This is a genomic window from Acinetobacter sp. Li1LvA2, from assembly GCF_056156705.1.
This window is the reverse complement of sequence record NZ_JBSICF010000002.1, coordinates 86,570-110,557: the sequence shown is the minus strand read 5'-3', so window position 1 is coordinate 110,557 and position 23,988 is coordinate 86,570. Positions and strand designations below refer to the sequence as shown.

Genomic DNA, 23,988 nt, shown 5'->3' with positions numbered 1-23,988 from the left:
TTGTAAACAAAAAACCTTCCTACTACCTCAATGAAAACAAAAAAAGTTGTTTTCTAAAACAGGAGAATACCTGAAGTTTCTAACCACTTTGAGTAGTTAGAAATAACCTCTTACTTTTTCAATAAAAAGCTGAAGATATAGGAGAATCACAGAAAATTATGATATGAGTGCTCAAAAAAGCACGGGAAAGTGTACTCGAATTAAATAATGATTCGGTTAAATTTTTAGCTAATACGCGCAAAAAACACTCATGCAGCCTTAAGACTTTAGTATAAGAAACATTTTTGATATTTTTTCGACAGTTTTTTATGTCATATTGATTAAATACTTGTGGACATTTCATTCTGAGCTGCCTACATCCCATCATTTTTATTGTTTTTGAACCACGATGAATACTAAACGTAATATCTATAAAGATGCTGAACACCCATTCGCTCAATATGTCCGTATTTTAGGTAAGGGAAAAAGTGGTTCACGCTCTTTAAGCTATGAAGAAGCTTATCAAGCATTTAGCATGATTTTAAAAGGTGAAGTGCTTGATGTTCAGTTAGGTGCTTTTTTAATGCTACTTCGTGTTAAAGAAGAATCTATTGATGAACTCGCGGGATTTGTTCAAGCCACTAGAGATCAACTCAATTTTCAACCTTTGGAAGTTGATTTAGACTGGTCATCTTATGCGGGTAAACGTAAACATTACCCATGGTTTTTGTTAGCAGCTCTCACACTTGCCCAGCATGGCTATAAGATTGTTATGCATGGTGCATCAGGCCACACGCTTAACCGCGTCTATACCGAGCAAGTTTTAGAATATCTGGGTTATCAAATTTGTCATTCTGAACAAGAAGTACGAACACAAATAGCAGAGCAAAATTTCGCATATTTACCACTAGATGTGATTTCACCAGTTTTAAGTGAACTAATTTCTTTAAGAAATGTAATGGGCCTACGCTCACCTATCCATACTTTAGCCCGCTTAATCAATCCTTTTAATGCTAAAGCCACCTTACAAGCTATATTCCATCCAGCTTATCGAACTTCACATCAACATAGTGCATTGCGGTTAGGCTATCAAAATAGTGCTGTCATTAAAGGTGAAGGTGGTGAGTTTGAACGAAATCCAGATGCAAAAACACTCATTTGTGGCATTAAAAATGGTGAGCTCTATGAACATGAGTTACCAAAGCTCACCCCTGTACGCAGTCCAATTGAAGAAGAGTTAGATTTAGCAACTTTTAAAGCAGTATGGTTAGGTCAACAGCACCATGAATATGGAGAAATGGCAGTAACAGAAACAATGGGAATTGCACTATATACTATGGGAGTTGTTGCGAGTTTTGAAGAGGCAATGCAGAAAGCAAAAGTATTATGGGAAACACGAAATTTAAGCAATCTTAGTTCGTAGTTAAGAAATGCTATCGTGAAGGTCGACATGGATGTCGACCGTATCACTGCGATACATGGAAGTATCGTCAGTGATACAAAGGATTTTTTGTTACTTTTGATCCTTCAAAAGTAATAAAAGCCTATATGCTATAACTCATGAAAAACATGGTATTCAAGGCTATATGGAATAACAAAAAATAAGTTTTCTGTCTTATAAAATTTTAAACAAAACGAATTGGTTTAAATTCTGGCTCATGTTTGTGGTGATCATCTTCACAAACCTCACCCTCTTCTTTCGTACCGCGGTCAATATAACCACTACGTTGCTCTTCTGGTAAGTTCTTTAGCTCCCAAGCGATTACAGCTTGCATACAAGTTTCACGCTGCTCTTTTGTTAAAACAACGCCATTTGGCCATTTACCAATTTCTACTGCTGTTTTTAAACGCTCTACAATCTCAGGGTTTAAAATAGATAGCATTTGTTCAATATTCATGATTCATCTCTTTGGAAAGATTCAAAATCTTGGTTCCAACCAAGTTTGGTACGGCAGGCCATATAAAAATCATAACCTGGTGGATGCAATAAACTTAGTTTAAATGGATGTTTGCGGATGTGTAAACTATCTCCAACATTGAGCGATATGCTATGTTGACCATCTGCACTCACCATCGGTAACACCCGATTTTCGCGAATAACAATCTTAATTTCGCTTTGTCCACCGACTACGATAGGACGTGATGACAATGTGTGGGGATGCATTGGAACTAATGCAATAGCATCCATACTTGGATGTAAAATTGGTCCACCACCTGACAACGCATACGCTGTTGAACCAGTTGGAGTCGAAACAATTAAACCATCACTATGCTGGCGATAAACATATTGGCCATCAATGTTGAGTTCAAAGTCAATCATGTGGACCGACTTACCCGAATGCAAAACGACATCATTTAAAGCAATGGCATCATAAATGACTTCGCCATTTGTTCGCACTTCCATTTCAAGTAAGAAACGGCGATCAAGTTGAAAATGCCCTTGAAGCACTTGGTCAAGTTTAAAAATCGCTTCTGACGGTTTGATATCGGTTAAAAAACCTAATCGCCCACGGTTGATACCAATAACAGGGGTATTGTAACGAACCAAAGCTCTTGCCGCGTGGAGTAAAGAACCGTCCCCGCCAACTACAATAACTAAATCAGCAACTTCACCTAATAAATGACGGCTTACTATCTGTGCATGATCATAAGGCACTAATTCAGCAGTTTCCTGATCAAAAATGGGGTTTAAGCCTAGGTTCAATAAATGATCATGAATTAAACATAGTGTTTCTACAACTGATGATTTATCTGGTCGACCGATTAACCCGACGTTTCTGAAGGACTTATGTGAAATTTGCACGAATGAGTAAGCTCCGCTGCGATACTTGCCTATAATAACATTAACCTGATTAATTTAAAAAAACATAACTACAAGATGCTGTAAAATTCAATCTAAGTTTTCCAATTATTCACAGTTTTATCATTGCAAATTGATGACAAGCTATCGCATCATTACAGGCATTGTTAGGGTTTTATCTCATTTTTATGAAGTTTGAACGTGGTATCGGTTTCTTTGCACTAATCTTTTCCATTTTGGTCATTGGTGCTTTTATTGCTCTTAGTATCTATCTGATTCGTTTAGATAATATTATCCGTGAAAAATTTGAAGGACAGCGGTGGGATATTCCTGCCAAAGTGTTTGCACGACCTCTGGAAATTTATAACAACGCGCCTATTTCCCAAGCAAATTTCACTCAAGAATTGAAGCTACTGGGTTACAAAACTTCAAGTAATTATGACAAGTCTGGAAGTTATGTTGCTCAAGGCAGCAACATGTATATTCACACACGTGGTTTTGACTACGGCGACAGTGTTGAACCTGAACAAGTCTTAGAGTTAAGTTTTGCAAATGATCAAGTTGTTGAAGTTCGAAGTACTAAACCTTCTTCAACTGGCGTTGCACGCTTAGAACCGTTACTCATTGGAGGAATTTATCCTCAACACAATGAAGACCGTGTACTCATTAAATTGAATAATGTCCCTAAACCACTCATTGAAGCTTTAATTTCTACAGAAGACCGCAATTTTTATCATCATCATGGTATTTCAATTCGCGGTACGGCTCGTGCACTAGTGAGTAATATCACGGGTGGAAAGCGTCAAGGTGGCTCAACCCTGACTCAACAATTAGTTAAAAACTTCTATCTCACACCTGAGCGTACATTAAAACGTAAAGTTAATGAGGCTTTAATGGCTTTGCTCATCGAGCTGCATTACAGCAAAGATGAAATTTTAGAAGCCTATTTAAATGAAGTGAATCTGGGCCAAAACGGTAGCTACTCAATTAATGGCTATGGTTTGGCTTCACAATTTTATTTTGGTTTACCATTACGTGAGCTTAGTGTTGCTCAACAAGCTTATTTAGTAGGTTTGGTACAAGGTCCTTCTTTATATAATCCTTGGAAAAACCCTGAAGGTGCAAAAAAACGCCGCGATACCGTATTAAATAACATGCGTGTGATGGGTTATTTAACTCAAGCCGAATATGAAGATGAAATTGCACGTCCTTTAAATGTATTAAGCAAACCAAGTTTAGGGCCTGCAAAATTCCCAGACTTTTTAGATATTGTACGTCGTCAATTGCGTACAGAATATCAAGAAAGTGATTTAACCAATCAGGGCTTACGTATTTTTACGACCTTAGACCCAATTACTCAAACTCAAGTTCAAAATGCATTTAAAGCTTCAGTAGACCGCTTAGCAAACAGCAACCCAGCACGTTTGAAAAACCTCCAAGGTGCTGTACTGATTGCGCATCCTGAAAATGGTGAGCTTGTTGCAGCAGTTGGCTCTACACAAGACTTTACTGGTTTTAACCGTGCTTTAGATGCAAAACGCCAAGTCGGTTCTTTATTGAAACCTGTAATTTATTTAAGTGCGATTGAATCTGGACGTTATAACTGGGCAAGCCAAATTGAAGATGCTCCAATCAGTGTTCCTGTAGACGGCGGTAAAAGCTGGACACCTAAAAACTATAGTGGTGGTGGACATGGTGTAGTAAGTCTGAGCGAAGCATTAGCAAACTCATATAACCTTTCTGCTGTACGTTTGGGTCAAGAGTTTGGTTTATCAACATTTAGCAATAATCTAAGAAAGTTTGGTGTTGAATCAACGATTCCTGCCTACCCTTCTATTTTCCTTGGGGCAGTCAATATGTCACCAATGGAAGTGCTCGGGATTTATGAGAACTTCGCTACAGGCGGTTTTAAATATCCAACTCGTGCAATTCGATCTGTGGTAGATGCGAATGGTCGTTTACTTGACCGTTATGGCCTGAATGTTCAACAAACGATTGATCCGGCTGTTGGCTATATCATGAACTATGGTTTACAACAGGTCATGTCTTCGGGTACTGGTCGTTCAGCCTACAGTAGCTTATCTCCAGCTTTAAAATTGGCAGGTAAATCAGGTACGACTAACGATACACGTGACTCATGGTTTGCTGGTTATTCGGGTAACCATGTCGCTGTAGTATGGTTAGGCTTAGATGACAACAAAGTAACTGGTCTAACAGGTTCATCTGGTGCATTGCCAGTATGGACTAACGTGATGAAACAGTTACGCCAAACTCCTGTGAATATACGTCAACCAGACACTGTACAGTGGCAGTGGATTGATCGTGCAACGGGTGATTTATCTGCTCAGGCTTGTGATGGCGCTATGTATATTCCGATGCTAACCCATACGGTTCCGCACCGTGCTACTCCATGTGGAGCACCTTATTATCAAGTTGATCCAACATATACGCCACAAAGTGATAACACAACGCCTGACTCTCAGGATGATAATACCGACAGTTATATTCGTGAGAGTGAAAGTCAGATGCAACAAGATCTGTCAAATAACTCACGTGTAATTTCAAGTGGTAGTTATAACAACTAAGCGTAAACAGGAAATTAGGATATGTTGAAGAAAGGTGTTTTTTATATTGGTGCTGTTCTTATGGTCGGCTGTACAACTTTGCCTGATCATTCTGACTCCAAAGAGAAAACACCTACTCCTCCAGTCAAAAAGACGGAAAATCCATCGGGTGTAAAAATTACACCTTATGATCATCCGGAAATTCAACGTAAAAATTTACAGGTGATTGTTCCTCAACAGAAAAAGCCTCAACATTTTAGTGATGATGGCAGCCAGTTACCTGCATTTAAAGTCTTAATGCAAAAAACACAGCAGGCTTATAAAAACCAGCAATGGTCAGAAGCTGAACGCTATGCACTTCAGGCACAGCGTTTAGCACCGCAAGCAGCTGAGACTTATTTATTTCTTGCACTTACTGCAAATCATAAACAGCAATATTCTAATGCTGAGTCTCTTGCCAGACGTGGTTTGAGTTTTGCCCAAAGTCAGGCCATGAAAAAACAGCTTTGGCTAACTATTTTAAAAGCTGGGCAACAACGTAATAATCAAAAAACTGTTCAAGAAGCACAGCAAGCATTAAAAGCGCTCTAGCTTTTAATGCTTTTATGTTTTATTAAAAATTACGAATACCCGCCAAGCCATACGCACCGTGTTGCTGTGCTGTGGCTAAATCATCAGGACTCATACCTCCCAAAGCGAATACGGGAATCTGGCATTTTTCAATCAAGTCAGTTAAACGATCCCACCCTAATGCGCTCGCATCTGGATGGGTCTCTGTCACTTTGACAGGACTTACAAAAACAGCATCACAGCCAATTTGCTGAGCATGCTGTAAAGAAACTGCATCGTGGCAAGCAGCAATAAAACGTACTCCCACTTCTAAGTCGCCTTTATGCAACCTCATTAATTGGGATTGCTTAAGATGTACTGTTTTTATATGAGTTTTTAACTCAGGTTTTAGCTTGTGCCAAACATCGAAATTCACGATTAATTTTGAAAGCTGATTAGAATCCAAAATAGCTAATTTTTCTAGATCTACCTGATCAAAACTATCTTTTTCACTACGCCAATATACTAAAGTGTCATCATTTTCGACTGGTGCCAGTGTAGGACTAATTTTAATAAAATGTGGCCAATATAATCTTTTTATGATGTCTTTATTGGCTTTTGGAAAGTTTAAGTGAAGTAATTGTTCACGTGTGTACCATGCCCATGGTTGATGAATAAGATTTAATAGTTCATCAGGCACATAACTATGGAATAAATGTAAATTGACGATAATGTCGTCATATTCATGATGAATATAATCAAATTGATACCAATCTTTTAAACCAATACCCACTTCTTCATAGATTTCACGGCGACAGGCTTCTTCGGGTGTTTCACCTTGCTCAACCTTCCCCCCCGGAAACTCATGCTTTCCACCTTGATGCTGCTGCTCTTCGCGCCATCCAACTAGTATTTTTCCACGATGGATCAAGATTGCTATAGCGACATCGACGATTGGTTTGGGCATTTTTTTACTCTCTAAAACTTTTCTCAAGTGTAAGCAAATTTTATCATTTTATAAAATCTTAAAAATCTCATTGACAGATCTATTCGATAATGATTATCATTTAAATCGTTCAAGAACATACCACGGAGCACAACAAATGAACGCACCTTTTAGCTTATTTACTCGTAACAATGAAACAGCTCATGCCTTACCAATGTTACATTCTAATAACCTCTTTGCATTAGGCCGTGAAATCCGCATTATGCATGCTGGCGAGGAATATCGTTTACGCCTCACTCGCAATAATCGCCTAATTTTAACTAAATAAAAAATACACTCGCGTTTCAATAATATTCGTGGGAAAACAAAAAATGGATAGCATGGGTAACCATGCTATTTTTTATAATGGAAGATTAACCTCTACCCTCAAACCACCCTGTTCAGCATGCATAAAACGCAATTCACCATTGTGCAATTCAATAATTTTTCGAGTAATGGAAATTCCCAACCCTGAACCTTGCTGCTGAGTACCTAATACTCGAAAAAAACGCTGCCCTAAACGTTGCAATACCTCATCATCTACACCATTTCCTGTATCTTCTATAGCGACCTTAATTTGCTGTTCGTCCTGACTAATCTCGACATGAATAGAACCTAAATTCGGGCTATAACGAATGGCATTATCAAATAAATTTCTAAAAGCAATAAACAGTAATTCTTCATTCGCAAAGGTTTTAGTTTCTGTCGATAAGGTATTTGTCTCTATCAACATCTGTTTAGCTTTCGCATCTAAATCTATAGTTTCAATCACTCTTGCCAATAAGTAATTTAAATCGATAACTGTCTTAGGAAGTTGTGGCTGCTCAGCTTCATTCGGTTCCAAACGAGCAAGAAGTAGTAAATTTTCAAGTATCTTTGTACTTCTAGAAACGTCTTCTTGTATACGTTCAAAATCTTGATGTAGCTCCGGAAGATGCTGGTATTTACGCTGTAAAACCTGAAGACGCATTTGTATGGCAGATAACGGAGAACGTAGCTCATGCGAAGCATCTGCGGTAAAACGCTGCTCAGCAACGAGAGCCCTTTGCAATCTTGCAAGTAATTGGTTTAAAGCATCTATAACAGGTTGAATTTCTGTAATGACATCTGGTTCTTGAATCGGTTCTAAATTTGATGCAGTTTTTTGAGCAATACGTTTTGAGAGTAAATTTAGTGCAGCCAATTGATGCTCGGTACGCCAACTTACAATGACCCATTGTAGTAGCCAGAACAACACCATAAGACCACTATATCCGGCAAGTGCTTTGAGTACTTCTTCAATACGTGTACTCATTGGCTGAAAAACTTCAACTTGGAGTTGAGAGTCATCTTGTTGTGCAGCCAGACTACGCCATAATTGACCATCAAACCAAAAATATGAAAAACCTTCTGACAAGTTACCTTGTTCAAAAAGTTCATGCTGATAACTATGAGAATGAGTAAGTAATTGCCCAGAGCTTAATAATTCATATTGAATATCAAATTCATCACTGAGCTGATCAAACTGTTTCATAGAATGTTTAGAAAGGTCAGAAACCAGCAAAGTATCTGAAATTTCATCCATGATTTCGTCTTGCACTGACATGTTGTGGTAAATGGAAAATATGGTAAGTAAGCTTAAAGCCACCAAACCCACCACCACACTACTCCACATGGTGGTTTTAACCAGTTGCGACTGCAAGGATGAGCGATTCGATTTCATTTTACATCTCCCATACGGTAGCCTAGCCCCCGTATGGTTTTAATACTGTTACTTCCAATTTTTTTGCGGAGCTGATAAATAAATACTTCGATGGCGTTACTTTCAATTTCCTCACCCCATGCATAGAGTGCTTCTTCTAATTGATCACGGGTAATAATATGCTCGGGCTGCATCATAAGCTTACGCAATATTTGGAATTCTTTTGCCGTTAAATCAATAGACTTGCCCGCACTTAATACAACTTTTGCTTGTGTATCAAGTTGCAGGTCACCCCACGTTAAAATTGATTGCTGACTCAAAGTTTGTTTGCGTAATTGAGCACGGATACGAGCAGATAACTCTTCTAAACTAAAAGGCTTAACCAAATAGTCATTTGCACCTAAATCTAGTCCTTCTACCCGATCATGAATGCTGTCACGTGCAGTAATAAAAATAACAGGAACATTTTTTTGTTTATGACGGATCGTTGTTAAAACTTTTTCACCAGCCAATTGCGGCAGTCCCCGATCAAGCAAAATACAGTCATAGTTATGCTGTTCAATTGCCGTAAGCGCATAATCACCTCTTTCGACCCAATCGACCTGATAACCATCTAACTCTAACCATGATTGAATACTTTCAGCTTGAGAGCGATCATCTTCTGCAAGCAAAATTCTCATCTATTTTTCCTGTTATATCCTGATTTGATCTTGCCAAGCCTTTATAAAAAAAGCAAAGCCGCATCATTTAAATGCGGCTAAAAGTAGTAGATCTACAGACTCATGAATTAAAACTGAACTTGATCCACATCAATTTCTACACGTTTTAAAGGTTTATAGTCGATATCTACTTCACCAATTAGAGTGACATTTGTATTTGCTGAAATAGGACGACCCTGCCAAAGTTCATCATCTACATCAATTGTAATGCTACCTGTCTTGTCACGAAATTGATATTTTTCATCACCTAAAGACTTTACAACCTGACCATGTAATTTGACTGGTGTATTATCTTTCGCCGTTAATGCATGCTTAACAGTTGTCAGAGTTGCTGGAGCAATTGCTGCCTGATTCACAGGCGGGTTTGCCATAGCTACACAAGTAACAGTTAGACCTGTAGTCATTAATATTGCTTTAAGTATTTTCATATTATTACCCTCTGTTTATGGTTCCCTCTTGGGATAAAGCAATTAAATCAAGCATAAATGAGGTGAATCTTAAGAAAAACTTAATTTAATGGCACAACCCGCAATACCTCTTCTAATGTCGTAAGACCATCAATCACCTTACGGGCCCCAGCAATTCTTAAAGGTTCTATACCTTCTTTTTTAGTTTGCGTTCTCAAATCATTTAAGGTCATATGGCTACTAATAAGATGCTTAAGCTCAAGACTAACTGGCATAAATTCATAAATACCAACTCGCCCTTTATAGCCGGTATGACGACATTGTTCACACCCAACTGCCTGATAAACTTTTTCTGGCATATCCATAATGTAGTCAAATGTTAAATGTTGCCATTCATCTTCATTAATATGAGTTTGCTGTTTGCAGAGTGGACAAAGTTGTCGTACTAAACGCTGTGCCAATACACCTAAAATAGTTGCTGCTGTTAAAAATGGCTGCACACCTAAATCATGCAATCGAGTCAAACTGGACGGCGCATCATTGGTGTGTAAAGTTGATAACACCAAATGACCTGTGAGTGCCGCCTGAATGGCCATATTCGCTGTATCTTGATCGCGAATCTCCCCAATCATAATAATGTCTGGGTCTTGTCGCATAAGTGCACGAACACCGTCTGCAAAACCTAATTCAATTGCATTATTGACCTGCATTTGGTTAAAACTAGGCTCTAACATTTCAATCGGATCTTCAATGGTACAGACATTAACCTGATCTGTTGCAAGCTGCTTTAACGAAGAATATAGCGTTGTGGTTTTACCGGAACCTGTTGGCCCCGTGACTAAAATAATCCCATGGCTATTTTTTGTTAATTGCTGCCACTGTTGTAAGAGGCCCTCTTCAAAACCAAGTTGATGAAAAGAACGTACCAACACATCGGGATCAAAAATACGCATGACCAGTTTCTCACCAAACGCTGTTGGTAAGGTTGATAAACGGAGTTCAGTTTCTTGACCTTTAGGTGTCCGTGTTTTTAATCGACCATCTTGCGGTTTACGTTTTTCCGCTACATTTAAACGCCCTAAAATTTTAATTCGGGAAATCACGGCAGTCAGTGTATTTGAAGGCATGTTATAAATAGTGTGCAACACACCATCAATACGGAACCTGACTTTACCATTGTCTTTACGTGGTTCCATATGAATATCACTGGCACTCTGCTCAAATGCAAACTGTAAAATCCAGTCAACCAATTTCACAATATGCTGATCATTTGCATCTGGATTTTGACTATCGCCAAGCTGCAAAAGAGCTTCAACATTTTTAGTGTCACGTTCATGAGCTGCATCTTTTTGAGCGGAATTTACCGCACGGCTGACCTGATAATATTCACGCAAATAGCGTTGCAACTGTTCAGGGTTAAGTAATACCCGCTCAATTTTTTTAGGTGCTAGACTCCGCTCTAAATTGGTTAGCCAATCTGTTTGAAATGGTTGATCTGTTCCAATCACGATTCGGTCGGCACGAATTTCAACAGCTAAAATATGATTGCGAATGGCAAACTCTTGTGACATTACTTGCGTTAAAGCACTGACATCTGCTTTTAAAGGATCAATCACGAATAAAGGGAGCTGAACCAGATCTGCAAACCATAAACATAAGCGGTTTAAACTTAAATGAGCATGTGTGTGCTGCTGATCTTTTAAATTAAAATGTGCAATCCACTGTAATGGGTGCCACTTTAATTGGTCTTTTTGACGGTGGCTTGACTGTACCAGTAATTTATCTCGTTCTGTAATACGACCTTCTTGTAATAATTGTTCTAGACACCAATACGTATCTATTTGTACATGTGCATTCATGCGTTATCCCCAATATATTTTTATAATATAGCAGAGATATTTTTGATTTAGCTCGTCACAAAATTGCTAAACTGTACTTTTAAATATTCTTTAACTTCAAATCATTAAACCAATTCTCAACTTAATATTTTTTTTGCGTCATAGTTCACATTTATAAAAAAACTGTGTATGTGGTTTTGTCTAGAAAAGGTACTATGCTCATTATAATAAAAAGCATAAACTGAACGTGAATATATGATTTTTAAAACGATTCAAATCGACTTATAACAATAAACCAAAGAGGAAGTAACATGGAGCTTCCAATGACAATGTCATTACAAACAACTTCATTTGAAGAATTCATTACCGTGATTGCTGCGGCGCTCGGTTGTGGCTTATTAATTGGTTTAGAACGTGAGAGAAGTAAGCTTAAACATGAATACAAAACGTTTGCTGGATTTCGATCTTTTGCAATTAGTTCATTATTAGGCGCCATCTGTTTTTTATTCGGCACTGAAATTGGAATTGTAGGCGCTCTCCTTATTGGCGCGATCAGCATTGCCTCTCTCAAAAATCAGCCCAATGACCCTGGTGTGACCACCGAACTTGCCTTTATTATGACTTACTTTATTGGAGCGCTGTGCATTTGGAATATATCATTGGCGGCTGGACTTGCCGTAATCATGACGATTATTTTATTAGCTAAACAATCTATGCATGGCATTGCCAGTCAGTGGATTACTGAATCAGAATTACGTGATGGTATTTTCCTACTTGCCTTACTGTTAATAGCGCTGCCTTTAGTACCTAATAAGCCTTTCTGGGGGCCAGTCCTAAATCCACATGTGATTTTAAAATTACTGACTTTAATCTTATTTGTGCAAGCCCTCGCCCATATAGCAAAGCGGCTTTTGACATCTAAAAATGCTTTGTTGCTTTCTTCTTTAGCTTCTGGATTTGTTTCTAGTACAGCGACTATTGCCAGTTTAGGCTTAGAGGTACGCTCAGGCAAAGCCAATGCAACGACAAATGCAGGTGCTGCATTGATGTCTTGCGTTTCAACACTCATTCAAACTTTAATTATTGTGATTGGAATTAGCTTTGCTTGGTTTAAACTGATTATATTTCCTACACTTATTGCATTAGTAGTTTTAGCAATCTGGGCCTTCATTTTATTACGTAAAGCAGAGCCCAGTACAACTTCGCCCGAACTCGACTCAAGAATGTTCAGCTTAAAAGAAGCAATTATTATTGCCAGCACACTCACTCTCATTCAGATTGGAGTATATGGCCTAAGTCTATATTTGGGAGATGCGGGCTTAATCGCTGGAACCCTACTTGGCTCTTTGTTTGAAATACACGCAGCTATTGCGGCAGTCATTGTGCAAGGTGAACCTGATAGCACGCATATGACACCTTTATTAATTGCATTTTTAGGAGGTTTCGCAGTTCATGCCCTTGCCAAAAGTGTGAACTCTGCAATTTCGGGCGGGCTACGCTATGCCCTTGCTTTCGTTCCAGCCCAACTCATTCATATGGCTATTTTTATTAGTTTACTTTGGCTCAACATCCATTGGTTTTAAAAATTTCTATTGCGCAAGCGAAGAAGTCTTCACCACATCAACGACAGTAACTACAAATTGATCAACTTTAAAATGAATATCAAAGTCTGAAAATTTCATTTTATAGATTCGTTCAGCGTCTTCTTGGTAGGCAGGCCGAGGATCTAAAGATAAAACTTGCTCAAGCTCATCAATGTACTGTGAATTCATTTCATTATTTTGCAGAAAATATTTTTGCGCTATTAACGCAGCTTCTGACCAAACGACCGACTTCCGTTCAGGTTCTGCATGTGCATAACCACTTTCTGCATCAATAATTGCATCAGAATACTGAATATAAGGTTTGATATCTAAAATTGGAGTGCCATTTAATAAATCACTTCCTGTGATATAGACTCGAACAGACTTACCGACTTTTTCCACTTTATTCAATTTTACAACTGAAAGCCCGATTGGAGATGGTCGATACATGCTACGTGTAGCAAACACCCCAATTTTCTCATTACCGCCTAATCGTGGTGGACGAACCTGTGGACGGAATTTATCAGCACTCTCCTGGTTTTTATTGTCATGAAACTGCCAAACTAACCAGAGATGACTGAACTGCTCAATTCCCTCAAATGCTAATAAGTCATTATAAGGTTCTGCCATTTCGATATAAGACTCAATATTTACCAAATTAGGCTGACGTGGAATGCCAAATTTTTCACGATATGGGGAACACATGTGGCCAATTATGGGGAAGGTGACAGAGTTGATCATCACTTTTTCTTATAAACACAATTAAATATATTCAGTTTATCGGGAATGAAATTAGATTAGAATAGCAATCTGTTTTCTTTTAATCGTGATCGAGACCTTTAATGGCTGCTTTTAACGTCGAACGCATTACTCATGTTCATCACTGGAATGACACCCTTTTCAGTTTTAAAACTACACGCGACACTAGCTTACGTTTTAAAAATGGTCAGTTCGTAATGATCGGACTAGAAGTGAATGGCAAACCGTTAATGCGTGCGTATTCGATTGCAAGTGCAAACTACGAAGAAGAGTTAGAATTTTTCTCAATTAAAGTACAAGAAGGTCCTTTAACTTCGATTTTGCAAAAAGTACAAGTTGGTGATGAAATTTTAATTTCTAAAAAACCGACAGGTACATTGGTTCATGATGACCTTTTACCGGGTAAAAACTTGTACCTTTTATCTTCTGGTACTGGGCTTGCACCATTCTTATCAATTATTCGTGACCCAGAAACTTACGAACGCTTTGAAAAAGTAATCGTTGTTCATGGTACACGCTATATTTCTGAGTTAGCTTATCAAGACCTTATCTTGAACGAATTACCAAACCATGAGTTCTTTGAAGAGTTAGGTATTAAAGACAAACTAGTTTACTACCCTACTGTTACTCGTGAGCCTTTCCACACTCAAGGCCGTGTAACAACTGCAATTGAAACTGGCGCTTTATTTGAAAAAATCGGTTTACCACGTTTCAACCGTGAAACTGACCGCGCAATGCTTTGCGGTAGCCCTGCATTCTTGAAAGATGTTGCTGCATTACTTGATCAACATGGTTTAGTTGAATCACCTCGTATGGGTGAAATGGGTGACTACGTGATTGAACGTGCGTTCGTAGAAAAATAATATTTTTCTCATTAAAAAAACCGAGGTAATGTCCTCGGTTTTTTATTTCTGTTTTTTTATAAGGTGATACTGCCATTAATACAGGTAACAGCGGTTCCACCCACTAATATTTTATCTTGATACAAATTTAGTTGAAGCTGTCCGTCACGACCTAAAGCCCGCCCTTGTGAAGAAAGAACTACATCATTTTGTGCTGGTAAAATACCATAGTGACGAATGAAAGACGCCACACTGCCATTACCACTGCCACAAACCGGATCTTCATTTATTCCACAAGCAGGCCCAAATGAGCGAACTTCTATATGTTTTTGCTCATCATTATTTTCATAAAAACCAAAAACTGTCGCGCCCGTAACTTTCATTTCTAAATCATGTTGTTTTAAGGCTGCAAAGTCTGGTTGAGCCGCTAAAACAGCTTGGGCATTCACCGCTTGTAATACAACCCAACGCGCGCCTACATCAACCAATGTGGCATTCCATTGAGTATCAATTTCACATTTTAAAATTTCTGCTAATTTCTCAGTATGCGTTGCATCTAATGGTGTAATTTTGGGCTTAGGGAGTTCAAATAAAATATGCCCCGAGTCACTCACGGTAAGCGTTACCAAACCCGCAGCACATTGCTGTACCAGTTTACCATCTTTAGCTGTCACGAGGCCCGCTTCAAGCAAAGCATAGGCAGTACCAATTGTAGGATGTCCTGCAAATGGCAACTCACTTTGCGGAGTAAAAATTCGAACCTGATAATCCGCTTGCGAATCGGTCGCAGGGAGCACAAATGTCGTTTCAGAAAGATTGGTCCAGTTCGCAATTTCCTGCATCTGTTCAGACGTTAAAGTACTGGCATCCATAATGACTGCGACAGGATTCCCTTTAAATGCTTGTGAAGTAAAAACATCAACTTGTTTAAATGCAACAACAGACATAGACCACTCCTACTGATTTTTAAAATTAAAAAATATGGTTTTTAAGTCCTTACCATTTTTTGATCTTACTGATTTATTTTTAATGGTCACAGTATCAGTTAATATGAAAAATAATAGACACAGTTTTTAAGTTTAGATTTGTGTTAAATGAACTAATCAAAGCAATCACAATATTTGAGTTAAATAAAAGATCACTATAAAGTGTGTCCAATACTTTGGCTTTTTAATGAATTGACATGTACAAATATAAAAAAGTGAGTGATGACCTAACCCTTCAAATTCAGAATGGCAGGCAGCCTATCGGCTCTCGTTTACCATCAATCAGAGACTGCGCAAATCATTATCAGGTCAGCATTAACACCGTAAAAGAAGCTTATCGCCAGCTTGAAGATCAAGGTTTAATTTCAGTTCGTCCACAGTCTGGTTACTATGTTTGCCATGCACCTTCAAACTTACTAGAACTCGAAGAACGTTATGTCAGTGAAGAAAAAGTATCTCTTTCAGGAATTAGCTGTTTTCTCGCACAAATTGTTAAAAAGCAGATGGATCCCGACTATGTTAATTTGGCCTTAGCTTGCCCTACAGGAGAAAACTTCTATCCAATTGAACGCTTAAAACGCTTAACTGCTCAAGTTTTACGGACACAGCCAGACATTTTTAAAAACTATACTTTACCGCCCGGCTCTATACGTTTACGCACTCAAATTGCGAGGCGAAGTTTACAGCTTGGTATGTTTCTTTCAGCAGATGATATTGTACTCACTCATGGCACCATGGAAGCTTTAAGTCTCGCGATTATGGCAACCACTCAAGCGGGTGACAGCATTGCTCTTGAGATCCCTACTTTTCATAACCTATACCCACTCCTTCATAATTTAGGCCGAAAAATTGTAGAAGTGCCGACCTCGCCGCATACAGGTATGTGCCTAGATGCTCTTGAAGAACTGTTAAAATCTAAAAGTGTACAAGCCATTTTAACCATTCCAACAGGACACAATCCTCTCGGTTTTAGCATGCCTGAAAGTAACCGTCTTCGCTTGGCAGAGTTAGCTAATCAGTTTCAAATTCCCGTCATTGAAGATGCAATGTATGCCGAATTGCAACTCACTGAACCACTCTTACCCAACATTAAGGCGTTTGACCAGAACGGATGGGTACTCGTATGTGGTAGCTATACCAAGACTGTGGCACCCGACTATCGAATTGGTTGGCTAGAAGCTGGGCGCTTTCGTAATATTGTGCAGCAAATTAAATTAACAACGACAGTTGCCGAGCCAGCTTTACTTACAGAAACTTTAGGACTTTTCTTAGAAAATGGCGGTTATGACCTACACTTAAGGCATCTTAAAAAACGCTATCAACAACAAATTGACACTATCAAATCTTATATTTGTCGTTATTTTCCACTCGGTACTCGAGTCAGTCGTCCGCAAGCGGGATTTATTTTATGGTTAGAATTACCCGAATCGATAGATACATTAGAACTTTTTCACCAAGCAATAGACGAAAAAATTTTATGTATGCCGGGAATTCTATGTTCGGCTGATAAACGTTTTAGTCATTGTTTACGTATAGCTGCGTGTTTCGAGCTAAATCTTAAAATGTTAAATGCTTTGATGCGCTTAGGAGAGTTAGCAAAAAATATGCTGCCCATACAAAAAGATATAGGTCAAATCCCTACTAATTCAGTAGGTTGAATCAAAAATACAGAGTTAATAAAATAAAGCCATATATTTTTTATGCCTTTTATTTTATGAAAACCGAACTCCTCTCTCCCGCAGGTTCACTAAAAAACATGCGCTATGCATTTGCCTATGGAGCAGATGCCGTATATGCAGGCCAACCACGTTACAGTTTACGTGTGCGTAATAATGCTTTTGATCATGACAACTTAAAAATTGGGATTGATGAAGCGCATGCTTTAGGTAAAAAGTTTTATGTTGTGGTGAATATCCAACCACATAACAGCAAATTAAAAAACTTTATTCGCGATCTTGAACCGATTGTGGCTATGCAACCAGATGCTCTTATTATGTCTGACCCAGGCTTAATTATGATGGTGCGTGAGCATTTCCCAGAAGTACAAATTCATCTATCTGTCCAAGCCAACGCCATTAACTGGGCCACTGTTAAATTTTGGAAAAATTACGGTTTAAGCCGTGTGATTTTATCTCGTGAGTTGTCATTAGAAGAAATAGAGGAAATCCAGCAACACGTGCCAGATATTGAACTCGAAGTTTTTGTACATGGCGCACTATGCATGGCCTACTCAGGCCGTTGCCTACTTTCAGGATATATGAACAAACGTGATGCCAACCAAGGTGCATGTACTAATGCTTGCCGTTGGGACTATAAATTGCATGAAGCTCAAGAAGATGCAAACGGCGATGTTATTCCAGTCACTCAGCTCAATAAACCTGAAAAATCTTGCTGCTCATCAGCACAATCAGAGACAACTTCAGCTCAAACTTTGCTTGTACAACGCAATGATGAAGAAATGTTTGCTGCCGAAGAAGATGAACACGGCACCTATTTTATGAACTCCAAAGATTTACGTGCTGTACAACATGTAGATCGTTTAACCAAAATGGGCGTTGCTTCACTGAAAATTGAAGGCCGTACTAAATCCTATTTTTATTGTGCTCGTACTGCTCAAATTTATCGAAAAGCCATTGATGATGCTTTAGCAGGCAAACCATTTGACCCAAGCTTAATGGCTCAGCTCGAAGGGTTGGCAAACCGTGGTTACACCGAAGGTTTTTTAAGACGTCATGTCCATAGCGAATATCAAAACTATGCTGATGGTTCATCACATTTTGACTACCAACAATTTTGTGGAGAGGTTTTAGAACGTCACGGCGATTATATTCGCATTGAGGTGAAAAACCGTTTTGTGGTTGGCAACTCACTTGAACTCATGACACCTCAAGGCAACATCACCTTTACCTTAACCGAAATGCGTGATTTAAAAGGTAACCCGATTACAGATGCTAAAGGTTCTGGGCATTTCGTTGAAATTCCACTCTCACAAAATGTTGATATCAGTTATGCCCTACTCGTACGCAATTTGCCGCATGCGAAAGAAAGTATTACTGCATCTACATTGGCTTATTCAGCGAGTTAAACATGGCGCTTTTGATTACCAGTGACTGCATTAACTGTGATATGTGCTTACCTGAATGCCCTAACATCGCCATTTTTGAAGGGAGCAAAGTTTATGAAATTGATCCACTTCGTTGTACCGAGTGTGTAGGCTTTTACGATGCCCCAACATGTAAGGCGGTCTGTCCAATCGATTGCATAAAAACAGACCCTGCGCATATTGAAAATAAAGAGCAACTGCTAGAGAAATTTAAAGGGTTAAATTTACTCGGCGAATCTATTTCTTGAAAGACTATCGAGGATCAGGCTAAAGTCGCAGATCCTCTTAAATGACTATGCAGCTCAATGATTAAATAAATGAATAAATAGCTGAGAACACTTTGCTAGTGATAAAATCAATTTATCAGTTCAGTTTGATTTACTGGTAATTTTGTACCAAAAAAATTAAACAATCGTTAAAACTGCCAAACCATTTCAACATTTCATGTAGATTGATTAAAACTCATTCTGGCGCAGCTCTCCATGTCTTATCTTTATTTAGCAATTGCGATTGCTTGTGAAGTCATTGCAACTTCAGCTTTAAAAGCATCTCAAGGTTTTACTGTTCCCATTCCATCCATCATTACAGTTGTGGGCTATGCAATTGCTTTTTATTTATTGTCCCTTACACTAAAAACGATTCCGATCGGAATTGCATACGCCATTTGGTCGGGCGCGGGTATTATTTTAATTTCTGCAATTGGCTGGATATTTTACAAACAGCATTTAGACTTGGCGGCCTGTATTGGTCTTACTTTGATGATTGCAGGTATTGTGATTATTAATGTGTTTTCTAAAAATACTCATCTATAAAATATAATTAAAAAAGTAACCGAGTAAGATGCAAATCCTTTTTTAAAAAATTTCACCTTACTCGGTATGAGCAGCTTATTTCAAACTGCCAGTCAAAAATTGTTTTAAACGCTCACTTTTCGGATTGTTGAGTACTTCATCAGGATGGCCTTGCTCCTCAATTTTCCCTTGATGCAAGAAAATCACTTGATTAGACACATGACGTGCAAAACCCATTTCATGTGTCACCACAATCATGGTACGGCCTTCTTCAGCCAAACTCTGCATAACCTTGAGTACTTCACCCACCAGCTCCGGATCAAGTGCACTGGTTGGCTCATCAAATAGCATCACTTCCGGTTCCATTGCCAAAGCACGAGCAATCGCTACACGTTGCTGCTGGCCACCAGATAAAAATGCTGGATATTTATTCTCAACGCTTTCAGGCAATCCAACTTTGCGTAGATATTTCCGCGCACGCTCTTCGGCTTCAGCACGCTTCACCCCAAGCACATGAATTGGCCCTTCAATGACATTTTCAAGCACTGTCATGTGTGACCATAAATTAAAGTGCTGAAACACCATCATCAGTTGAGTACGCATTTTTTGTAGTTGCTTTGCATCAACCACTTTTAAATTGCCTTTTTTATCAAAGACTGTGCGTAATTTTTCACCATTGAGTTTAATGGTGCCATTGCTTGGTTGTTCTAAAAAGTTGATACAACGCAGCAAAGTGCTTTTACCTGAACCGGATGAACCAATAATACTAATTACATCGCCAGCATTTGCATCAAGTGATATTCCTTTCAGTACTTCATGATCACCAAATGTTTTGTGTAAATCACGAATCACTAGTTTTGCAACGTGTTCCATTTATGTCTCCTAATGATTCGATGGCTTTAAAAATGCCAACCAACGTTTTTCCAACTTTCGAAATATCCAAATCAAAATGAATGCCAACATCGCATATAACACCGCGGCAATTCCAAAAGCATTGAAGGTGTCATAGGTTGCCGCATTTACATCACGCGCAATTTTCAAAATATCTGGAACAGTGGCTGTAAATGCAATGGTTGTCGCGTGCAACATCAAAATGACTTCGTTACCGTAAAATGGCAAAGCACGACGTAACATCGACGGAATGATAATACGTGTGTAGAGTTTCCATTTTGACATTCCAAAAGCTTGGGCAGCTTCAATCTCACCATGTGGAATAGAGCGAATCGCTCCAGCGAAGATTTCAATCGTATATGCACCAGTATTGAGCGCGAACGCCAAAATGGTGCAATTTATGCCCTCTCGAAAAAATGCATCGAGTGTTTGATGTTCATGGATGTAATCAAAGCTGTAAATACCTGAGTAAATAATCAACAATTGGATGTACAGGGGCGTGCCACGAAAAACGTAGGTAAACAACCAAACTGGACCACGCAACCAAAGATTTTCTGATACTCGTGCAAGTGATAAAGGCACAGCAAGCACAAAGCCAATACCAATAGAAAGTACCAATAACCAAGCAGTCATTGCGACACCGGTCATTTGTAGGCCATCGGTCCAAAGGTATGCCTGCCAATATTGTTGAAGGATTTCAATCATAATTGTCCCTTCCTCACACCAGCAGAATAACGACGTTCAAGCCACATTAAAATGAGGTTCGACACGGTGGTAATTGCCAAATAAATCGCAGCAGCCACGATGCTGAAAAAGAACAATTGCATGGTACTTCTACCCGCATCTTGCGTAATTTTTACAATATCAGTCAGGCCAATAATGGAAACAAGTGCGGTTGCCTTAATCAAAACTTGCCAATTATTACCAATACCCGGCAGTGCAAAACGCATCATTTGAGGGAATAAAACACGTCGAAAAACCTGCCAAGGGGTCATACCATAGGCCATTGCTGCTTCAATTTGACCCGTTGGAACCGATTGAAATGCACCACGAAAGGTCTCTGTAAAATATGCACCATAAATGAACGCTAAAGTAATAACACCAGCCACGAATGGGTTGATATCAATCTGGTCCATTTGTAATGCTTCAGTGATTTGGTTTAAGCCTAACTGCAAACTATAAAATAACAGCAGCATAATCACCAAATCAGGCACACTACGAATGAGCGTGGTATAAGCAGTCGCAATATAACGTAAAGCTTTAATATTAGAGAGTTTTGAACTCGCACCAATTAAGCCAATAATGACAGAAAGCAAAAGTGACAACAGCGCAAGCTGTATGGTCATCCATGTTCCGCTGAGAAGGAGTGGCCCATAGCCAGATAAAAACATGACTCATCTTCTCCTTAAAAACAATATCTAATATTGATGAGATGAGAATAGATCTAAAAATGTCGGCACTCAGCCGACATTTTTCACATCATTAGTAAATGTTAAAGGAGAAATATTTTTTCTCGAGTTTCTTGTATGTGCCATCCGCAATGATTGCTGCAAGAGCTTTATCAATATTCGCTTTCAAATCTGCATCTTCTTTGCGTAAACCAATCGCTGCGCCTACACCCAGTGTTTTTGCATCAACCACATTGCTACCGACAAAAGTAAAGTTCTTGCCTTTTGGTTGTTTTAAGAAAGCACCATCAACCATGATTGCATCTTGTAAAGTTGCATCTAAACGTCCAGACATCATGTCTTGGTAAATCAAGTCTTGAGTTGGATAAGGAACAACGCTCACACCTTTTGGTGCCCAATAAGCTTTAGCGTAAGTTTCTTGAATTGTGCCCTGTTGTACCCCTACACGCTTACCTTTCAATGATGCAGCTGTTGGTAATAACGGTGAGCCTTTTTTTGCAACCATACGTGTTGGCGTATTGTAGATTTTGCTACTAAATAAAATTTGTTTCGCACGTTCATCAGTCACCGTCATTGATGAAAGAATACCGTCAAATTTTTTCGCTTTAAGTGCTGGAATCATCCCATCAAAAGAGTTTTCAACCCAAACACATTTGGCTTTGAGTTTTGCACAAATGGCATTACCCAAATCAACGTCAAAACCAGTTAACTTGCCATCTGGTGTTTTATATTCAAACGGCGCATAAGAGGACTCAGTCCCAAAACGAATCACCTTCCAATCCTTTGCTTGTACATTCGTTGCAACAGCAGCCAAAACTAAGGTTGTTGAAACGAACATTTTTTTCATAAAGCTTGCCATCTTGAAGCTTCTCCTTAAAATCCAAATAAGGTGATAAAAATTTGAGTATTTCTAAATTACTCTTCTGCCGAAATAATTGCAATTTCTATACCAGTAAATTAAGGATTTATGAAGATGACTAAACAGTGGATTGTATTAACTGATTAAATGTTGAAAAATCACTCAAAATATGAAGCTAATTTTTGAGTGTATAAGCTTCTGCCATATTTTCATTTTCGACCAATGTCCGAATCGTATATTCATGGTTATGTTCTTTGGCACTGGCAAATTCACATTTCTGATCCCATAACATTGAGCAACCACTCAACAATGGACAACCTGCAAATAATTCAGCTACCCAGTCAACAAACACGCGCACTTTAGGTGATAAATGACGGTTTTGTAGATATACGACTGATATTGGCATAGGTGCTGGCAACCATTCAGTGAGTACTTCCTTGAGTGTTCCATCTTCCAGATGTTTAGCTACCATATAATATGGACATTGAATTAAGCCAAACCCCTGTACAGCCAAATCAACATATGAGTCGCCATCGTTGACAGAAACGCGACCTTTCACACCAACGCTATGAATTTCACCATCTACCATAAAATCCCAGTCAATATTGCGTCCGGTACGACTGTTAAAGTAATGCACAACCTGATGTTTTTTTAAGTCATCAATAATTTTGGGTTCGCCATGTTCCGCCAAGTAACGCGGTGCAGCAACCGTCACACACTGAATTGTTCCAATACGACGTGCAACCAAACTTGAATCTTTCAACTGACCAATACGAATGACACAGTCCACCGCATCTTGTACCAAATCGACCGGACGATCACTCATTCCAATCACCAAATCAATATCTGGATAACGTGTATGGAAGTCACAGAGCATTGGAATTAAGATCATGCGTCCAATCGAAGCTTTAACATCAATACGCAGTCGGCCTCTCGGTCCACGTTCCGAATCATGAAAATTTGATTCTACGTCTTCGACATCGGCTAAAATTCGCGAAGAACGTTCATAATAAACCGCCCCATCTGGTGTCAAACTCAATTTACGGGTAGTTCGGTTTAATAAACGAACCTGTAGATGTTTTTCTAAACCCTGAATGGTTGTAGTCACAGAAGCACGCGGTAGGCCTAAACTGTCAGCCGCTAAACTGAAACTATTTGTTTCGACAACTTTGTTAAATACTCTCATCGCATGAAATAGATCCACACGCACACTCCTATCAATTCATGCATTTTTCATTCAAAC

At 38.9% G+C, this 23,988-nt stretch carries 24 protein-coding genes; 10 read left to right on the top strand and 14 right to left on the bottom strand.

Features of this window, described 5'->3' with window-relative positions; all coding sequences use genetic code 11:
• Positions 1-388 precede the first annotated feature (388 nt).
• Positions 389-1,402 carry a glycosyl transferase family protein gene (locus ACS604_RS05075; RefSeq protein WP_474770487.1) on the top strand — a complete coding sequence of 338 codons (1,014 nt, stop codon included), beginning with the start codon at positions 389-391 and terminating at the stop codon, positions 1,400-1,402.
• Between the two features lie 202 nt (positions 1,403-1,604).
• On the opposite strand, the gene ACS604_RS05070 is transcribed toward ACS604_RS05075, so the two are convergent.
• Positions 1,605-1,877 (bottom strand): YeaC family protein, encoded by a 273-nt coding sequence (locus ACS604_RS05070; RefSeq protein ID WP_004791223.1) that lies wholly within the window; start codon positions 1,875-1,877, stop codon positions 1,605-1,607.
• Positions 1,874-2,782, bottom strand: a complete 909-nt coding sequence (locus ACS604_RS05065; protein ID WP_003650688.1) for an NAD(+) kinase — start codon at positions 2,780-2,782, stop codon at positions 1,874-1,876. The genes ACS604_RS05070 and ACS604_RS05065 overlap by 4 nt, the downstream gene beginning before the upstream one ends.
• Before the next feature lie 185 nt (positions 2,783-2,967).
• On the opposite strand from ACS604_RS05065, the gene mrcB reads away from it, so the two are divergent.
• Positions 2,968-5,364 carry a penicillin-binding protein 1B gene (gene mrcB / locus ACS604_RS05060; RefSeq protein WP_004791219.1) on the top strand — a complete coding sequence of 799 codons (2,397 nt, stop codon included), beginning with the start codon at positions 2,968-2,970 and terminating at the stop codon, positions 5,362-5,364.
• Between the two features lie 21 nt (positions 5,365-5,385).
• Positions 5,386-5,934 carry a hypothetical protein gene (locus tag ACS604_RS05055; protein WP_004791217.1) on the top strand — a complete coding sequence of 183 codons (549 nt, stop codon included), beginning with the start codon at positions 5,386-5,388 and terminating at the stop codon, positions 5,932-5,934.
• A gap of 22 nt (positions 5,935-5,956) precedes the next feature.
• Here the strand turns inward: ACS604_RS05055 and ACS604_RS05050 are convergent, their stop codons facing one another.
• Complete coding sequence (locus ACS604_RS05050; RefSeq protein ID WP_474770483.1) at positions 5,957-6,859, bottom strand: NUDIX domain-containing protein; 903 nt, start codon at positions 6,857-6,859, stop codon at positions 5,957-5,959.
• 136 nt (positions 6,860-6,995) lie between these two features.
• Here ACS604_RS05050 and hemP point away from each other — a divergent pair, with 136 nt between their 5' ends.
• Positions 6,996-7,166 (top strand): hemin uptake protein HemP, encoded by a 171-nt coding sequence (gene hemP / locus ACS604_RS05045; RefSeq protein ID WP_004643472.1) that lies wholly within the window; start codon positions 6,996-6,998, stop codon positions 7,164-7,166.
• 72 nt (positions 7,167-7,238) lie between these two features.
• Here the strand turns inward: hemP and ACS604_RS05040 are convergent, their stop codons facing one another.
• From ACS604_RS05040 to tfpB, 4 genes are all read right to left on the bottom strand, one after another.
• Positions 7,239-8,579: a sensor histidine kinase gene (locus ACS604_RS05040; protein WP_474770481.1), complete on the bottom strand. Its 1,341-nt coding sequence runs from the start codon at positions 8,577-8,579 to the stop codon at positions 7,239-7,241.
• Positions 8,576-9,238: a response regulator transcription factor gene (locus ACS604_RS05035; protein ID WP_474770479.1), complete on the bottom strand. Its 663-nt coding sequence runs from the start codon at positions 9,236-9,238 to the stop codon at positions 8,576-8,578. The genes ACS604_RS05040 and ACS604_RS05035 overlap by 4 nt, the downstream gene beginning before the upstream one ends.
• Positions 9,239-9,345: 107 nt before the next feature.
• Positions 9,346-9,705, bottom strand: coding sequence for a NirD/YgiW/YdeI family stress tolerance protein (locus ACS604_RS05030; RefSeq protein ID WP_004791209.1), 360 nt, complete (start codon positions 9,703-9,705; stop codon positions 9,346-9,348).
• A gap of 80 nt (positions 9,706-9,785) precedes the next feature.
• The gene (gene tfpB, locus ACS604_RS05025) at positions 9,786-11,543 is read right to left on the bottom strand and encodes a type IV pilus assembly ATPase TfpB (protein WP_174732310.1); all 1,758 of its coding nucleotides are present in this window, start codon (positions 11,541-11,543) and stop codon (positions 9,786-9,788) included.
• A gap of 290 nt (positions 11,544-11,833) precedes the next feature.
• On the opposite strand from tfpB, the gene ACS604_RS05020 reads away from it, so the two are divergent.
• Positions 11,834-13,105, top strand: coding sequence for an MgtC/SapB family protein (locus ACS604_RS05020; RefSeq protein ID WP_474770476.1), 1,272 nt, complete (start codon positions 11,834-11,836; stop codon positions 13,103-13,105).
• Positions 13,106-13,111: 6 nt separating this feature from the next.
• On the opposite strand, the gene tsaA is transcribed toward ACS604_RS05020, so the two are convergent.
• The gene (tsaA, locus tag ACS604_RS05015; protein ID WP_474770475.1) at positions 13,112-13,846 is read right to left on the bottom strand and encodes a tRNA (N6-threonylcarbamoyladenosine(37)-N6)-methyltransferase TrmO; all 735 of its coding nucleotides are present in this window, start codon (positions 13,844-13,846) and stop codon (positions 13,112-13,114) included.
• Positions 13,847-13,947: 101 nt separating this feature from the next.
• Between tsaA and ACS604_RS05010 the strand changes: the two genes are divergently transcribed.
• Entirely contained in the window at positions 13,948-14,727 is a 780-nt protein-coding gene (locus ACS604_RS05010; protein WP_174732427.1) for a ferredoxin--NADP reductase, read from the top strand.
• Positions 14,728-14,783: 56 nt separating this feature from the next.
• Here the strand turns inward: ACS604_RS05010 and ACS604_RS05005 are convergent, their stop codons facing one another.
• Positions 14,784-15,653: a PhzF family phenazine biosynthesis protein gene (locus ACS604_RS05005; RefSeq protein WP_474770473.1), complete on the bottom strand. Its 870-nt coding sequence runs from the start codon at positions 15,651-15,653 to the stop codon at positions 14,784-14,786.
• Between the two features lie 230 nt (positions 15,654-15,883).
• On the opposite strand from ACS604_RS05005, the gene ACS604_RS05000 reads away from it, so the two are divergent.
• The 4 genes from ACS604_RS05000 to abeS all read left to right on the top strand — a co-directional run bounded on the left by ACS604_RS05000 (position 15,884) and on the right by abeS (position 19,607).
• A complete protein-coding gene (locus ACS604_RS05000; RefSeq protein WP_474770981.1) occupies positions 15,884-17,350 on the top strand; it encodes an aminotransferase-like domain-containing protein in 1,467 nt (488 codons plus the stop codon).
• A 56-nt stretch (positions 17,351-17,406) separates the two neighbouring features.
• Positions 17,407-18,777, top strand: a complete 1,371-nt coding sequence (gene trhP, locus ACS604_RS04995) for a prephenate-dependent tRNA uridine(34) hydroxylase TrhP (protein ID WP_474770471.1) — start codon at positions 17,407-17,409, stop codon at positions 18,775-18,777.
• Positions 18,778-18,779: 2 nt separating this feature from the next.
• Entirely contained in the window at positions 18,780-19,043 is a 264-nt protein-coding gene (locus ACS604_RS04990) for a YfhL family 4Fe-4S dicluster ferredoxin (protein ID WP_151963224.1), read from the top strand.
• A gap of 234 nt (positions 19,044-19,277) precedes the next feature.
• Entirely contained in the window at positions 19,278-19,607 is a 330-nt protein-coding gene (gene abeS, locus ACS604_RS04985; protein ID WP_004791191.1) for a multidrug efflux SMR transporter AbeS, read from the top strand.
• Between the two features lie 75 nt (positions 19,608-19,682).
• Here abeS and ACS604_RS04980 read toward each other — a convergent pair whose 3' ends face one another.
• From ACS604_RS04980 to ACS604_RS04960, 5 genes are all read right to left on the bottom strand, one after another.
• On the bottom strand, positions 19,683-20,459 hold the full coding sequence (locus ACS604_RS04980) for an ABC transporter ATP-binding protein (protein WP_474770468.1): 777 nt from the start codon (positions 20,457-20,459) through the stop codon (positions 19,683-19,685).
• Between the two features lie 9 nt (positions 20,460-20,468).
• On the bottom strand, positions 20,469-21,182 hold the full coding sequence (locus ACS604_RS04975; RefSeq protein ID WP_004791187.1) for an ABC transporter permease: 714 nt from the start codon (positions 21,180-21,182) through the stop codon (positions 20,469-20,471).
• Complete coding sequence (locus ACS604_RS04970) at positions 21,179-21,868, bottom strand: ABC transporter permease (protein WP_013197222.1); 690 nt, start codon at positions 21,866-21,868, stop codon at positions 21,179-21,181. The genes ACS604_RS04975 and ACS604_RS04970 overlap by 4 nt, the downstream gene beginning before the upstream one ends.
• Positions 21,869-21,959: 91 nt before the next feature.
• Positions 21,960-22,745: an ABC transporter substrate-binding protein gene (locus ACS604_RS04965; protein ID WP_353157294.1), complete on the bottom strand. Its 786-nt coding sequence runs from the start codon at positions 22,743-22,745 to the stop codon at positions 21,960-21,962.
• Positions 22,746-22,920: 175 nt separating this feature from the next.
• Positions 22,921-23,949 carry a LysR family transcriptional regulator gene (locus tag ACS604_RS04960; RefSeq protein WP_004791182.1) on the bottom strand — a complete coding sequence of 343 codons (1,029 nt, stop codon included), beginning with the start codon at positions 23,947-23,949 and terminating at the stop codon, positions 22,921-22,923.
• Positions 23,950-23,988: the final 39 nt, after the last annotated feature.

Excerpts from the sequence above, each read along its gene's own strand:
- ACS604_RS05075 (WP_474770487.1), top strand. The coding sequence starts at position 389 with ATGAATACTAAACGTAATATCTATAAAGATGCTGAACACCCATTCGCT.
- ACS604_RS05070 (WP_004791223.1), bottom strand. The coding sequence starts at position 1,877 with ATGAATATTGAACAAATGCTATCTATTTTAAACCCTGAGATTGTAGAG.
- mrcB (WP_004791219.1), top strand. The coding sequence starts at position 2,968 with ATGAAGTTTGAACGTGGTATCGGTTTCTTTGCACTAATCTTTTCCATT.
- ACS604_RS05055 (WP_004791217.1), top strand. The coding sequence starts at position 5,386 with ATGTTGAAGAAAGGTGTTTTTTATATTGGTGCTGTTCTTATGGTCGGC.
- ACS604_RS05050 (WP_474770483.1), bottom strand. The coding sequence starts at position 6,859 with ATGCCCAAACCAATCGTCGATGTCGCTATAGCAATCTTGATCCATCGT.
- hemP (WP_004643472.1), top strand. The coding sequence starts at position 6,996 with ATGAACGCACCTTTTAGCTTATTTACTCGTAACAATGAAACAGCTCAT.
- ACS604_RS05040 (WP_474770481.1), bottom strand. The coding sequence starts at position 8,579 with ATGAAATCGAATCGCTCATCCTTGCAGTCGCAACTGGTTAAAACCACC.
- ACS604_RS05035 (WP_474770479.1), bottom strand. The coding sequence starts at position 9,238 with ATGAGAATTTTGCTTGCAGAAGATGATCGCTCTCAAGCTGAAAGTATT.
- ACS604_RS05030 (WP_004791209.1), bottom strand. The coding sequence starts at position 9,705 with ATGAAAATACTTAAAGCAATATTAATGACTACAGGTCTAACTGTTACT.
- tfpB (WP_174732310.1), bottom strand. The coding sequence starts at position 11,543 with ATGAATGCACATGTACAAATAGATACGTATTGGTGTCTAGAACAATTA.
- ACS604_RS05020 (WP_474770476.1), top strand. The coding sequence starts at position 11,834 with ATGGAGCTTCCAATGACAATGTCATTACAAACAACTTCATTTGAAGAA.
- tsaA (WP_474770475.1), bottom strand. The coding sequence starts at position 13,846 with ATGATCAACTCTGTCACCTTCCCCATAATTGGCCACATGTGTTCCCCA.
- ACS604_RS05010 (WP_174732427.1), top strand. The coding sequence starts at position 13,948 with ATGGCTGCTTTTAACGTCGAACGCATTACTCATGTTCATCACTGGAAT.
- ACS604_RS05005 (WP_474770473.1), bottom strand. The coding sequence starts at position 15,653 with ATGTCTGTTGTTGCATTTAAACAAGTTGATGTTTTTACTTCACAAGCA.
- trhP (WP_474770471.1), top strand. The coding sequence starts at position 17,407 with ATGAAAACCGAACTCCTCTCTCCCGCAGGTTCACTAAAAAACATGCGC.
- ACS604_RS04990 (WP_151963224.1), top strand. The coding sequence starts at position 18,780 with ATGGCGCTTTTGATTACCAGTGACTGCATTAACTGTGATATGTGCTTA.
- abeS (WP_004791191.1), top strand. The coding sequence starts at position 19,278 with ATGTCTTATCTTTATTTAGCAATTGCGATTGCTTGTGAAGTCATTGCA.
- ACS604_RS04980 (WP_474770468.1), bottom strand. The coding sequence starts at position 20,459 with ATGGAACACGTTGCAAAACTAGTGATTCGTGATTTACACAAAACATTT.
- ACS604_RS04975 (WP_004791187.1), bottom strand. The coding sequence starts at position 21,182 with ATGATTGAAATCCTTCAACAATATTGGCAGGCATACCTTTGGACCGAT.
- ACS604_RS04970 (WP_013197222.1), bottom strand. The coding sequence starts at position 21,868 with ATGTTTTTATCTGGCTATGGGCCACTCCTTCTCAGCGGAACATGGATG.
- ACS604_RS04965 (WP_353157294.1), bottom strand. The coding sequence starts at position 22,745 with ATGGCAAGCTTTATGAAAAAAATGTTCGTTTCAACAACCTTAGTTTTG.